Source organism: Pseudomonas syringae group sp. J309-1 (assembly GCF_032582135.1).
Taxonomy (GTDB): Bacteria; Pseudomonadota; Gammaproteobacteria; order Pseudomonadales; family Pseudomonadaceae; genus Aquipseudomonas; species Aquipseudomonas quasicaspiana.
Genome location: NZ_JAWHNU010000034.1, coordinates 53,108 through 66,644, shown reverse-complemented (window position 1 = coordinate 66,644; position 13,537 = coordinate 53,108). Strand labels below are relative to the sequence as shown.

Here is a 13,537-nt window from a genome sequence, read left to right as displayed (position 1 = left end):
CCCTGATGAAAAATCAGAGCGAATATCAACCCAAAGGGTGGGTTATGGCTTGATCACAACCATAGAATCTCCCACAGGAGAGCACCGCCAAGCAGATCTATTTCAAATCACACTTTTTTGTAAAGCTGGCTGCCTTCCTGCTTGAAGCGCTCGGCCTGTTCCGCCAGCCCTTGGGCGACGTCCAGGTCAATGGCTTCAATCTTCTGGTTAGCCGCGTACTCGCGAACTTCCTGAGTGATTTTCATCGAGCAGAATTTCGGCCCGCACATGGAGCAGAAATGCGCGACCTTGGCGGAGTCTTTTGGCAAGGTTTCGTCGTGATACGAACGTGCGGTGTCCGGGTCCAGACCAAGGTTGAACTGGTCTTCCCAGCGGAATTCAAAACGCGCCTTGCTCAGGGCGTTATCACGGATCTGCGCGCCCGGATGGCCCTTGGCAAGGTCAGCCGCATGCGCCGCGATCTTGTACGTGATGATCCCGGTCTTCACGTCATCCTTGTTCGGCAGGCCCAAGTGCTCTTTGGGCGTGACGTAACAAAGCATCGCACAACCGAACCAGCCGATCATCGCTGCCCCGATCCCGGAGGTGATGTGGTCGTAACCCGGCGCAATATCCGTGGTCAGCGGGCCGAGGGTGTAGAACGGCGCTTCATCACAGCACTCAAGCTGCTTGTCCATGTTCTCTTTGATCAACTGCATCGGCACATGGCCCGGGCCTTCGATCATGGTCTGCACGTCGTGCTTCCAGGCGATTTTGGTCAGTTCACCCAGAGTTTCCAGCTCACCGAATTGCGCGGCGTCGTTGGCATCGGCAATTGATCCCGGACGCAAGCCATCGCCCAGCGAGAAGCTGACGTCGTAGGCTTTCATGATTTCGCAGATGTCTTCAAAGTGCGTGTAGAGGAAGTTCTCTTTGTGGTGCGCCAGGCACCACTTGGCCATGATCGAGCCGCCACGGCTGACGATACCGGTGACGCGTTTGGCCGTCAGTGGCACGTAGCGCAGCAATACACCGGCGTGAATCGTGAAGTAATCGACGCCCTGCTCCGCCTGCTCGATCAGCGTGTCACGGAACAGCTCCCACGTCAGGTCTTCGGCGGCGCCGCCAACTTTTTCCAGCGCCTGATAGATCGGCACCGTACCGATCGGCACTGGCGAGTTACGGATGATCCACTCACGGGTTTCGTGAATGTGTTTGCCCGTGGACAAGTCCATGACCGTGTCCGAGCCCCAGCGAATACCCCAGGTCAGTTTTGCGACTTCCTCTTCGATGGAAGAACCCAGCGCGCTGTTGCCGATGTTGCCGTTGATCTTCACCAGGAAGTTGCGGCCAATGATCATCGGCTCCAGCTCGGTGTGGTTGATGTTGGCCGGGATGATTGCGCGACCGCGAGCGATTTCTTCGCGCACGAACTCAGCGGTGATTTCTTTGGGGATGTTCGCGCCGAAGCTATGCCCGGCGTGTTGCTGAGTGAGCAGACCGGCAGCACGGGCTTCTTGCAGCTTCATATTTTCGCGGATGGCGACGTATTCCATCTCCGCCGTGATGATGCCCTGACGCGCGTAATGCATCTGGCTCACGTTGGCCCCGGCCTTGGCTCGACGAGGGTTGCGTACGTGGGCGAAACGCAGACGGGTCAGCTCGGCATCGGCCAGTCGCTGCTGGCCGAAGTTCGACGTCAGGCCGTCGAGACGCTCGGTGTCGTTGCGCGCGTCGATCCACGGCGAACGCACATCGGCCAGGCCTTTGCGCACATCAATAACGACGTTCGGGTCAGTGTAAGGACCCGACGTGTCATACACCGTAACCGGCGCATTGATCTCGCCGCCAAAATCGGTCGGTGTGACATCAAGATGGATTTCGCGCATGGGCACGCGGATGTCCGGGCGAGAGCCCTGAACATAGATTTTTTGCGAGCGGGTAAACGGCTGCACCGATCCAGAGTCGACTTGTGCGGACTCACTCAGGTTGGCGGCATTTTTTGGATTTGTACTCATCACGGGCTCTCCAGACATCATCCAGCGGCGGATTAATTGTCGGAGCGAACCTGAAGACGGAAAGACGCACCAAGACTGGTGCTGAGTATCGAGCGGAGAGTGTTGATTCATTTCAAGGCTTTCAGAAATGAACCATCGACCCCGGACGACACTCAAGAGGACTCGCCGGGAGACGAGAAATCTTGTTCCCTACGCAGGCGCTAACCTGATCAGGTTCAACGGGATCCGGTTTAACCGATCTCAGCCTCAAAGCAAGGCACCCCGACAAGAACGTCGCCAGTCTAGTCGCGACGAGCCCGGAACGCCAAGCGCGTTTTCAAACGCTGGATAAATGGCCTGCCTGATTGTTGCCACGGCCCCCAGCCTCTACACTCGCAAGCCAGCCTCTTCGAATCGGACTGGCACCATAATCATGAACAGGGAACGCCCCATGCTGCACAAACTTTCATTGGCCATTGCCGTGTCATGTGCCTGCAGTTCGATTGCCTGGGCAGCCGACTTGCCGCTGCCGACCAAAACCGGGCTGGTCAGTGTTTACCAGGAAGCTGTCGACAACAACGCCGATCTTGCAGCAGCACGCGCCGATTATGCCGCTCGCAAGGAAGTTGTACCGCAGGCCCGTGCAGGCCTGCTGCCGAACCTGTCTGCCGGTGCCGACGTCAACAATACCCGCACAAGCATCGACCAACCCAACGCCATTGCCACCCGCAGCGGCACGGTGTATCAGGCGACGCTGAGCCAACCGATTTTCCGTGCAGACCGCTGGTTCCAGTTGCAGGCTGCCGAAGCAGTCGATGAACAGGCAGCGCTCGAACTCTCAGCCACCGAGCAGAACCTGATTCTGCAGAGCGCGCAAAGTTACTTCACCGTGCTGCGCGCCCAGGATAATTTGGCCTCGACCAAAGCAGAAGAAGCAGCCTTCAAACGCCAACTGGATCAAGCCAATGAGCGCTTCGACGTTGGGCTTTCCGACAAGACCGACGTGTTGCAGGCTCAGGCGAGCTATGACACTGCCCGGGCCAGCCGGATCGTTGCCAAACGTCAGGTGGATGACGCTTTTCAGGCCTTGGTGACGTTGACCAATCGTGAGTACAACTCCATTGAGGGGATCGTCCACACGTTGCCGATTCTGGCGCCAATGCCCAACGACGCGAAAGCCTGGGTTGATACGGCCGCGCAGCAGAACCTCAACCTGCTGGCCAGCAATTACGCAGTTAACGCCGCAGAAGAAACCTTGCGTCAGCGCAAGGCCGGGCACGCTCCGACCCTTGATGCGGTGGCTCAATACAAGCGCGGCGATAACGATGCGCTGGGCTTCAGCAATCCGAACTACACGGGGCAGAATTACCGTGGCGACGTGGAGCAGCGCAGCATTGGTGTGCAGCTGAATATCCCGATCTACAGCGGTGGCCTGACCAGCTCGCAAGTTCGAGAAGCGTATTCAAGACTGAGCCAGAGTGAGCAACGTCGCGAAGGTTTGCGTCGCCAGGTGGTGGAGAACACCCGCAACCTGCACCGCGCCGTGAATACCGATGTGGAGCAGGTTCAGGCTCGCAAGCAGTCAATCATCTCTAACCAGAGCGCATTGGAAGCCACGGAAATCGGCTATCAGGTGGGAACTCGCAACATCGTCGACGTTCTGGATGCCCAGCGCCAGTTGTACGCCTCGGTGCGCGATTACAACAACACCCGCTATGACTACATCCTCGACAACCTGCGCTTGAAGCAAGCGGCGGGAACGTTGAATCCTGGCGACTTGCAGGATTTGTCACGCTACCTGAAAGCCGACTACAACCCGGACAAAGACTTCTTGCCGCCGGATCTTGCCGCGGCCGCGAAGAAAAATTTCGAAAGACCGCCGCAGCGTTAAAACGCTTCTTGCAAACCCTGCGGAGGATCTGTGTCTGCCTGCAGGCGCGATCCTGCAGGACCGGCCGGGAAAGCGCGGTCTCTGTGAGAGATTCTATGCCTGCTAGCTCAAATCCCTGTGGGAGCGAATTTATTCGCGAAGGGGCCAGTACATCCGCAGCCTTTGTATCAATTGAAATACCGAATTCGCGAATAAATTCGCTCCCACAGAGTTTGCGCCAGCCTCAAATCCATCGCGATGCCGTGGGACCGGCTTTAGCCGGGAAGAGGCAGGAACAGTCACTGATAACGGGTCGTCAGAAATACCGCCTTCCCAGCTAAAGCCGGTCCCACGGAAAAATGCATCACAGACAAAACTTCATTTAACCAACCTTCCAAGCCCATACAGCAATCGCTGTAACGCGCCTTGATTGGCCTTCATCACCGCCAACCCTGCTTGTGCCATATCGCGCGCCTTTTGCGGCTGGTCGAACAGTTGCTGTACAGCGGCCGAAAGACTCGCCGCATCGCGGCATTCGATCAACGCCTCGGCATTGCGCAACATGGCGGCGATCTCGAGGAAATTGAACAGGTGCGGGCCGCTCAAAACAGGCTTGGCCAACGCGGCAGGCTCCAGCAGGTTGTGACCACCATTGGGCACCAGACTGCCACCCACAAAAGCAATGTCGGCCAAGGCATAGAGAAACAGAAGTTCGCCCATGGTGTCGCCTACCAGCACCGAAGTCTGCGCTGTCACTGGCTGACCGGATGAGCGACGCACCGTCGCAAAACCTTGCTGCACGACAAGATCATGCACGCTGTTAAAACGCTCCGGATGGCGTGGCACCAAAACCAGCAGTGCATCGGGATGGCTGCTCAGCAATTGCCGATGAGCCGCCAGAACAATTTCATCCTCACCCGCATGGGTGCTGGCCGCGATCCAGACAGGGCGCTCAGTCGCCTGCCATTCTTCGCGTAACTGCGCGGCATGGGTCAGCAATTGTGGATCAATCGTCAGGTCAAACTTGATCGAACCGGTGACGGCCACGCATTCAGGACGTGCACCCAAATCCCGAAAACGCTGCGCTTCAGTCTCGGTCTGCACCGCGAACCAGCTCATCTCTTCCAGCATCGGCCGGGTCAATTTGGCAAACCGTGCATAACCCCGCGCCGAGCGCTCGGACAGCCGCGCATTGGCCAAAGCAACCGGGATGCCGCGCTTGGCACACTGATGAATATGGTTAGGCCATAGCTCGGTCTCCATGATCACGCCAAGCACTGGTCGCACATGATCAAGAAAGCGACCCGCTGCCCATGGCAAGTCATAAGGCAGGTAGCAATGCTGAATGCGCGGCTCGTTGGCAAACATGGCCTTGATCCGCTCCGAACCGGTGGGCGTCATGCAGGTGATCGTGATCGGCAGCTGTGGATAAGCGGCGAGCAGCGCACGAATCATCGGCGCAGCAGCAATGCTTTCGCCCACCGACACCGCATGCACCCAGATGCCGCCCGGCTGCATGGCTGGCAAGCCCAGAGCGAAACGCTCACCGATTCGCTGGCGATAGGCCGGTGCCTTGCGTGCTCGCAGCCACAGTCGAACGGCCACCAATGGCAGGCCGATATGAAACAGCAAGGTATATAAGGTTCTATTCATGGGCGCGGAGTTTATCAGCCAATGGCCCGCAAATGCCGGGCAAAACTTTCTGACAGCCACTGCGCAACCGGGCCCAGGGGCTCGTCACGTCGCCAGACCATTTCCACCACCAAGGGTGGCGGCGTCCACTCGCTGAGCAGTTCGATCATCTGATGCTGATAGGTTGGATACTGCACCACGTGTCGGGGCAGCCAGGCCCAACCCAGGCCGCGCATCAACAGCTCGGCCATCACATAAAAGCTGTCGGCCCGCCAGACCTGCGGGCTCAACTGCTCACCACCGGGATAACCGCTTTGTTGCGGAGCAATCAATAATTGCCGATGCCGCGCCAGTTGTTGCCGGGTGACGCGCCCCTCCCGAGCCAGTGGATGATCCACCGCGCACACGGTAACCATTTCCACCCCGCCCAGCCCTCTGCGCTCCAATTCGGTGGGCATCTGCTCGTGATGAAACAGCAACCCCAGATCAGCCCGCCGCTCCAGCAATTTGCGTGCGACGTCGCCCTGCGCGCCGCTGGCCAGCTGAACTTCAAGGGTCGGAAAGCGCTCAGAGAGCGCCTCCAGGCTGTCGAGCACGGGCTGATAAGGCATGGCTTCGTCATGGGCAACGCGCAACTGCGCCTCCTGGCCGCGCATCAGTGCCAGCGCACGCCCGTCGATACGCTCGCATTGGCGCAGCAACTCACGGGCCTCTTCAAGTAATGCGGCACCCGCCTCGGTCAAACGGGGCTGACGACCACTGCTGCGCTCGAACAGGCTCACACCCAAGTCAGACTCCAGCATGGCGATTGCACTACTGACGGCCGACTGCGCTCTGCGCATATCCCGCGCTACCGCAGAAAACGAACGCTGCTCAGCCACACTGACGAACAGGCGCATTTGCTCAAGATTCCACTGCATGGTTTGGCGACCTATCTCTAATACCGATAGGTAATGACTTTACCCCATCTCACCGGTGGCGAAGAATGTCCGACATATGAAGAGGAGTTACCGTTATGTCTGCCTACTACCTGCTGGCCATCGCCATATGCGCTGAAGTCATCGGCACCATTTCCATGAAAGCCGTCAAAGGCTTGAGCACGCCAATCCCGTTACTGCTGGTGATCTGCGGCTACGCCATCGCCTTCTGGATGCTGATTCTGGTGGTCCGCACGATTCCGGTGGGAGTCGCCTATGCCGTCTGGGCGGGCATGGGGATTGTCATGGTCAGTGTCGCTGCGTACTTCATCTACGGGCAGAAACTCGACATTCCCGCCATGCTTGGCATGGGCATGATCGTTCTGGGCGTCGTCGTGATTCAGTTGTTTTCGAAAACCGCCGGGCATTGAAAACGCGTTCCTCTATAATGGCCGCATTCTTTCGGCCACAGAGGTGTTCATGCCTTCCGTAATTTCCACTGACGTCCTGATCGTCGGTGCCGGCGTTGCTGGCCTCTGGCTCAATGCCCGACTGCGCGGCCAGGGGTACTCGACTGTCCTGATCGAAAACGCCAGCCTCGGCGGGGGGCAAAGCCTCAAATCCCAGGGGATCATCCACGGCGGTGCCAAATACGCCCTGCATGGCGCGCTGTCAGGTGCATCGGAAGCAATCGCTGACATGCCGCGCCGCTGGCGTGAAGCGTTGGCCGGTACCGGCGAGCTAGACCTCAGCGGCGTACGTGTACTCTCCCAGGCCCATTACCTCTGGTCGCCCGGCACCCTGGCGGGCAACCTCACCAGCTTCTTTGCCAGCAAGGCCGTGCGCGGCCGTGTCGATCAAGTCAAAGGCACGGATCTTCCGCCCGCCCTGCAAAACCCGAAATTCAAGGGCAAGGTTTATCGCCTGGCTGAACTGGTCATTGATGTGCCAAGCCTGATCGAGCGACTGGCTGAACTGGCCGACGGCAGCCTGCTGGCCGGTCAGGAGCTGGAACCGTTGCTTGAAGGTCAGGAGTTGGTGGGCATGCGCGTCGACGGGCGGGATATTTTCGCTCAGCGCGTAGTGCTATGCGCCGGTGCAGGCAACGCTGATCTGCTGAAAAAGCTTGGCGTGGCGCAACCCGCCATGCAACGTCGCCCCTTGCACATGGTGTTCGCCAAGGGCGCGAGCCTGAAGCCCCTTTACGCTCACTGTCTGGGCGGCGGACCAAAGCCGCGGTTGACTGTGACGACTCATCCAGCCGCCAACGGTCAATGGGTATGGTACGTGGGGGGTGATGTGGCCGAGGCCGATGGCGTGGCCCGTGATCCTGCACAGCAAATCGCTGCGGTGAAAAAAGAACTGGGCACTTTGCTGCCCTGGATTGATCTCAGTGAAGTCGAGTGGGCGACGTTGCGGGTTGATCGAGCAGAACCGGCGCAATCCGGACTGGTCCGTCCTGATAACGCATTTCTCAGTGTGCAGAATCGCCTGATGGTGGGCTGGCCGACAAAGCTAGCCCTGGCCCCGGACTTTTCTGACCGAGTGATGGCAGCACTGTCCCTCGACGAAATCCACCCGACGCCGCAGCCATCGCTAAGCGATCTGCCCAAACCACCGTTGGCCATACCTGTCTGGGATCAACTGCTGCCATGAGCGTAAAGACCCTTCACGAACTGCATCGCCCGCTGGGCAGCACCGGTATCAGCGTATCGCCGCTGGGTCTTGGCACGGTAAAACTGGGCCGTGATCAAGGCGTCAAATACCCCAATGGTTTCACCATCCCTGACGATCAACAAGCGCAAATGCTGCTCAAGATGGCCCGGGACATGGGCATCAACCTGATCGACACCGCCCCCGCCTACGGCACCAGTGAAGAACGCCTCGGCCCGTTGTTGCGTGGTCAGCGGCAGGACTGGGTAATTGTCAGCAAGGTCGGTGAGGAGTTCGAAAGCGGTGAATCGAGCCACGACTTCAGCGCCGGGCACACTCGGACCTCAATAGAGCGCAGCCTGAAACGTCTGGAAACCGATTTTATCGATCTGGTACTCGTGCATTCCGACGGCAACGACCTGGCGATTCTTAACGACACGGAGGTCTACCAAACCCTGGCTGACCTCAAGCGCGAAGGCAAGATTCGCGGCTTCGGCTTTTCCGGCAAAACCGTCGAAGGGGGCCTGCTGGCATTGCGCGACGGCGACTGCGCGATGGTCACTTACAACCTCTCCGAGCAGGGCGAAAAGCCAGTGCTCGACTACGCTGCTGCCCACGGCAAGGCCATTCTGGTCAAAAAAGCGCTCGCGAGTGGTCATGTCTGCCTGAGACCTGGCGTTGATGCGGTGCAAGCCAGTTTCGAATTGCTGTTTGCCCATCCGGGTGTTGCCAGTGCTATTGTCGGGACAATAAACCCGATGCATCTGGTCCATAACGTAGCGACAGCCGCTGCCGTGATTCGCCGTCCAGCCTGATGTAGGCGGCCGACCCCAACGCAAGAAGGAGCCGATATGCCGCGAACTTTGATTCGGAAGAATCCAAGCAACTTCAAAACCCTGCCGTTATTTGTCGAAGCCACCCCCGAAGGCCTGAGTTACCAAAGTATCGGGATGCCGCTCAATTTCACCCAGACCTTGCAGCGACGCCGCAAAATAGAAGTCGTCGACACTGAGCGGTTCTCCACGGAGCTGGCCAATCTCGGGGTTTCGGTGCGCCTGACATTGAACTGGCAAAACCGCGATTACTGGGTGCTGGTTCGCCAGCGCCGCCAGGATCGTGGCGATGTGGTGTTGAAGCTGATCTCGGGTTACGTCCCGGCTCATGAGCTGAATCTGCCGCTGCACACCGCCATTCAGGAAGTGGCCGAAGAGTGCCTGATTGAAACGCCCCAAGGCTGGCTGAGCGGGCGCTTCAACGATATCTGGCTACCCGCACCCTACGCCGCGGCGCTGCATTACCGCGAAGCCATGCCGTTTCGTCTCAGCCCGCTATCCGGTGCCGCACGGCCTGTACGTTGCGGGAGCATGACGCTGATCGAGCGGCCTAGAGCTTACGTACACTTGCCCACCGCATCGCTGCAGCTCATTTATGACATGCGTCTGGAAGTCCCCAAGGAAGCGCGGCCCCTGAGCCTTTTCCATGTGGACGAGTGCCTGGAAAAAGACCAACTGGTCGCTCGCCTCAATCGCAGCAAGCCTGATCTGTACCTGATGCCACTGGAAAATGGCGTGCCGCTGCCAGAGCTTTACACGTTGAAGCGCGACAAGCTGACACCGGCCGGAACCCGCGGTCTTTATCTAGCTGAAAGTTTTGCTGCGCAGGAAGGCTGGGTAGTACGTGACGAGCGGATTCGCTGGAAGGACTGGCTACACCAGCAAGGGATGACGCCGCCTCCGAAGAAGACCGGACTCAAACGCCTGACGGGCAAGGCACGGCAGTTGTTGAAGCTGGTGACGTTTAAAAGCTGAAGCGCAACCTATGTGGCATTGGAATACGGTCTGAATGTGGGAGCCGGGCCTGATCTGGGCGGCATTCCGACGATAAACGATAACGCGTTATGTCTTCTGGCTGCGTCTCATGTATCGCGGGCAAGCCCGGCTCCCACAGTAAGCGTTCACAACTCAAGAGCGGATCACTTCACTGCCCGCGGATTTTCTCGACAATCGCAGTGGTCGAGCTGTTCTCAACCAGCCCCAGGACCCGAACTTCACCGCCATAAGCCTGGACGATATCAGCGCCGACGACCTGATCGATGCCGTAATCGCCGCCTTTGACCAGCACATCAGGCTTGACGTGGGCGAGCAGGTTTTCCGGAGTACCTTCAGAAAAGCTGATCACCCAATCCACTGCGCCAAGTCCGGCAAGCACTGCCATACGCCGGTCGACACTGTTGATCGGACGACCCGGCCCCTTCAGACGACTCACCGACGCGTCATCGTTGACCGCGACAATCAGTCGATCACCTTGAGCGCGCGCTTGTTCCAGATACGTCACATGACCGGCATGCAGGATATCGAAGCAACCATTGGTGAAAACGATCTTCTCGTTGTGTGCCCGGGCGTCGTCGATGGCCAACAGCAGTTGCTCAAGGCCCAGTACACCGCGCTCGGAGCCTTCCTCGCGCTGAATCGCACGGCGCAGCTCAGGCGCGCTGATGGCCGCGGTCCCCAGCTTGCCAACCACAATGCCAGCAGCCAGATTCGCCAGCGCCACGGCGTGGGGCAGGTCTTCGCCCGCAGCAATCGCGGCCGCCAGCGTTGAAATAACGGTATCGCCAGCACCGGTCACATCAAATACTTCACGGGCACGAGCCGGTAAATGCAGAGCAGGATGATCGGGCCGCAACAAGGTCATGCCGTGTTCGCCACGGGTAACCAGCAGCGCGCCCAAGTCCAGCTCGCTCATCAACTGCGCGCCCTTTGCGACCAGTTCGGCCTCATCCAGACAATGGCCGACAATAGCTTCAAATTCGCTGAGGTTCGGCGTAATCAGACTCGCGCCACGATAAATCGCGAAGTCCTTGCCCTTGGGATCAGCCAGCACCGGAATATTACGGTCACGGGCCACCTTGATCAGCGCCTGATGATTCTTCAGCGCGCCTTTACCGTAATCGGACAGGACCAGCACTTTGATGCCGTCGAGCAAGCCTTCTACTTCAGCACTCAACGCTTCGGCATCGGTGGCAAACGGCTCTTCGAAATCGATCCGCAGCAGCTGCTGATGGCGACTCATGACCCGCAGTTTGACGATGGTCGGCTGATGGGAAATGCGCTGGAAGCGTGCGAGAACACCCGCAGCCTTCAAGCTGTTGGAAAGGCTTTCAGCAGCTTCGTCTTCACCGGTCACACCGACCAGCGAAGCTGGAGCTCCCAGCGCGGCAATGTTCAACGCGACGTTCGCGGCTCCGCCTGGACGGTCCTCGATTTGCTCAACCTTGACCACAGGCACGGGCGCCTCTGGCGAAATCCTTGAGGTACCGCCATGCCAATAGCGGTCGAGCATGACATCGCCCACTACCAAGACTGGTGCTTGATCGAAACGCGGCATGGACAACTTCATCGAACAACCCGTAACTAGAATGAACAGGGGCGGAATCTTAGCACAGGGTTTACGAAGGCTTGGGATTGCGCAACATTGAGAATTGCGAACGCGGTGATCTGTACAGGCTGTGTGGGAGCGAATTCATTCGCGAAAGCGATGGATCAGTTGCCAATACCTATGAGGTACCGACCTCTTCGCGAATGAATTCGCCCCCACAATTCGCCACCACATCATCCTGACTGGTCAGATCGCGCCAACCGGCGCAGGCTCATCGAGCCCCAGCGCATGCAGACGCGAGTAGTAGCCATTTTGCGCCAGCAACTGCGCGTGCGTGCCACGCTCGACGATACGTCCAGCGTCCATCACCAGAATCTGGTCCGCTTTTTCAATGGTCGACAACCGGTGCGCAATCACGAGGGTCGTGCGCCCTTGCATGGCGTGATCCAGCGCAGCCTGGATATGCCGCTCGGACTCGGTGTCCAGTGCCGAGGTAGCCTCATCGAGGATCAGAACAGGAGCATTCTTGAGCAGCGCCCGGGCAATTGCCAGACGCTGACGCTGACCGCCGGAAAGCAGAACGCCGTTTTCCCCAACCTGAGTGTCCAGACCTTGCGGGAGTTGATCGATAAATTCCTTGGCGTAGGCGTCGGCTGCCGCCTTCTCGATGTCCGCACGAGGTGCACCCGCCAGATCACCATAGGCAATGTTATTGGCGACAGTATCGTTGAACAGCGTAACGCTCTGCGTTACCTGAGAGATATGGCGGCGCAGGTTACGCAGTCGGTAATCACTGATTTCAACCTCATCAAGCAGAATCTGCCCAATGCTGTGTTGGTAGAAACGCGGCAACAGGCTGGCAAGCGTCGACTTGCCGCTACCCGAACGACCAACGAGTGCGACCATCTGCCCTGGCGCTACAGAGAAACTGATGTCATCCAGAACCTTCCGTTCTGTACCCGGGTAGGTGAAGCTGAGATTCCTGACCTCAAGACGCCCACTGACCCGATCACGCTCAACAGTACCGCTGTCAAATTCCGGGGCTACATCAAGCTGCTCGAAGATGCTTTCTGCGCCTGCAATACCCTTTTGAACCGTTGAGCTGACTTCAGACAGCTGACGAATAGGCTTGGGCAGCAAGCCCGCTGCCGTGATGTAAGCAACCAGGTCACCCGCAGTAGCATCGCCGCGCAGATAAAGCACCAGGAACATCAGCACAGCCATGGCCGAATAAATGACCAACTGCAGCATTGGCGTGTAGATCGCGCCGGTTTTGGTCATGCGCAGTTGCTTCTTGGTGTTGTCGGCGCTGGCCCCGGCAAAACGGGCCTCTTCGTACCGTTCACCGCCGAAGCTACGCACGACGCGATAGCCTTGAATAGTCTCGGAGGCCACGTGGGTCACATCGCCCATGGCTACCTGAATTTTCTTGCTTTGCTTACGAAATTTCTTGCTGGCGCTGCTGACCATCACCGCGATCACCGGCAGGATCGCCAACATGACCAGCGTCAGTTGCCAGTTCATCCACAGCAGATAGATAAACAGGAATACAACCGTAAGCCCTTCGCGAATAACCACCTTGATCGCATCAGTGGCCGCGCCCGTCACCATCGTTACGTTAAACGTGATCCGCGAAATCAGATGTCCCGAGTTGTGGGTATCGAAATAACGGTTAGGCAACACCAACAGTTTGTTGAAAAGCTCTACTCGCAGGTCATGAACCAGTCCCAGAGAGACTCTCGCCAGAAAGTAGTTACCCAGATAGGAGCCCAGGCCTTGCCAGGCGGCAATCAGCACAATGATCAGTGGCACAGCCTGAAGCAATTGCAGGTCGCGCAGATACGGTACATGGGGAAACAGCACCGCCTCAGGATTGCTGAGACCATCAACGAAGTACTTGAGGATGCCGGCCAGCATAGGCTGGGTCGAGGCAAACATGACAAAGCCGATGATACTGAGCAGGAATATCCCTATGTACGGACGCACATAGGACAACAAGCGCAAGTATATTTTCAGGCTTGACTGGCTGGACGATTCGGAGGATGTCATGAGAATCCGTCATGCATAAAAAGAGGCGGAATTGTATCACAAGCGCATTTTGCCAAGGCTTG

General features: G+C 58.1%; 10 protein-coding genes and 1 riboswitch. Of the genes, 5 read left to right on the top strand and 5 right to left on the bottom strand.

The window, feature by feature from the left end; genetic code table 11:
• Positions 1-107: 107 nt before the first annotated feature.
• Complete coding sequence (gene thiC / locus RX972_RS18085) at positions 108-1,997, bottom strand: phosphomethylpyrimidine synthase ThiC (protein ID WP_316877541.1); 1,890 nt, start codon at positions 1,995-1,997, stop codon at positions 108-110.
• Positions 1,998-2,166: 169 nt separating this feature from the next.
• Positions 2,167-2,271: riboswitch (TPP riboswitch) on the bottom strand.
• Positions 2,272-2,427: 156 nt separating this feature from the next.
• Between thiC and RX972_RS18080 the strand changes: the two genes are divergently transcribed.
• Positions 2,428-3,867, top strand: a complete 1,440-nt coding sequence (locus tag RX972_RS18080) for a TolC family outer membrane protein (protein ID WP_122707351.1) — start codon at positions 2,428-2,430, stop codon at positions 3,865-3,867.
• A gap of 357 nt (positions 3,868-4,224) precedes the next feature.
• On the opposite strand, the gene waaA is transcribed toward RX972_RS18080, so the two are convergent.
• Positions 4,225-5,499 (bottom strand): lipid IV(A) 3-deoxy-D-manno-octulosonic acid transferase, encoded by a 1,275-nt coding sequence (gene waaA, locus RX972_RS18075; protein ID WP_316877540.1) that lies wholly within the window; start codon positions 5,497-5,499, stop codon positions 4,225-4,227.
• Between the two features lie 14 nt (positions 5,500-5,513).
• Positions 5,514-6,398, bottom strand: a complete 885-nt coding sequence (locus tag RX972_RS18070) for a LysR family transcriptional regulator (protein WP_316877539.1) — start codon at positions 6,396-6,398, stop codon at positions 5,514-5,516.
• A gap of 95 nt (positions 6,399-6,493) precedes the next feature.
• Here RX972_RS18070 and RX972_RS18065 point away from each other — a divergent pair, with 95 nt between their 5' ends.
• Genes RX972_RS18065 through RX972_RS18050 form a run of 4 tightly spaced genes read left to right on the top strand, consistent with a single transcriptional unit; the run spans position 6,494 to position 9,856 of the window.
• Positions 6,494-6,826 carry a DMT family transporter gene (locus tag RX972_RS18065; RefSeq protein WP_231675684.1) on the top strand — a complete coding sequence of 111 codons (333 nt, stop codon included), beginning with the start codon at positions 6,494-6,496 and terminating at the stop codon, positions 6,824-6,826.
• 49 nt (positions 6,827-6,875) lie between these two features.
• Positions 6,876-8,051, top strand: coding sequence for an NAD(P)/FAD-dependent oxidoreductase (locus RX972_RS18060; RefSeq protein ID WP_231671050.1), 1,176 nt, complete (start codon positions 6,876-6,878; stop codon positions 8,049-8,051).
• Positions 8,048-8,863: an aldo/keto reductase gene (locus RX972_RS18055; RefSeq protein ID WP_099267742.1), complete on the top strand. Its 816-nt coding sequence runs from the start codon at positions 8,048-8,050 to the stop codon at positions 8,861-8,863. Before RX972_RS18060 ends, RX972_RS18055 begins: the two co-directional genes overlap by 4 nt.
• Before the next feature lie 36 nt (positions 8,864-8,899).
• Complete coding sequence (locus tag RX972_RS18050) at positions 8,900-9,856, top strand: metal ABC transporter ATPase (RefSeq protein WP_316877538.1); 957 nt, start codon at positions 8,900-8,902, stop codon at positions 9,854-9,856.
• A gap of 169 nt (positions 9,857-10,025) precedes the next feature.
• On the opposite strand, the gene hldE is transcribed toward RX972_RS18050, so the two are convergent.
• Both hldE and msbA read right to left on the bottom strand, forming a co-directional pair.
• Positions 10,026-11,447: a bifunctional D-glycero-beta-D-manno-heptose-7-phosphate kinase/D-glycero-beta-D-manno-heptose 1-phosphate adenylyltransferase HldE gene (gene hldE, locus RX972_RS18045; protein WP_099267740.1), complete on the bottom strand. Its 1,422-nt coding sequence runs from the start codon at positions 11,445-11,447 to the stop codon at positions 10,026-10,028.
• A gap of 225 nt (positions 11,448-11,672) precedes the next feature.
• Positions 11,673-13,475, bottom strand: a complete 1,803-nt coding sequence (gene msbA, locus RX972_RS18040; RefSeq protein ID WP_316877537.1) for a lipid A export permease/ATP-binding protein MsbA — start codon at positions 13,473-13,475, stop codon at positions 11,673-11,675.
• Between the last annotated feature and the right edge of the window lie 62 nt (positions 13,476-13,537).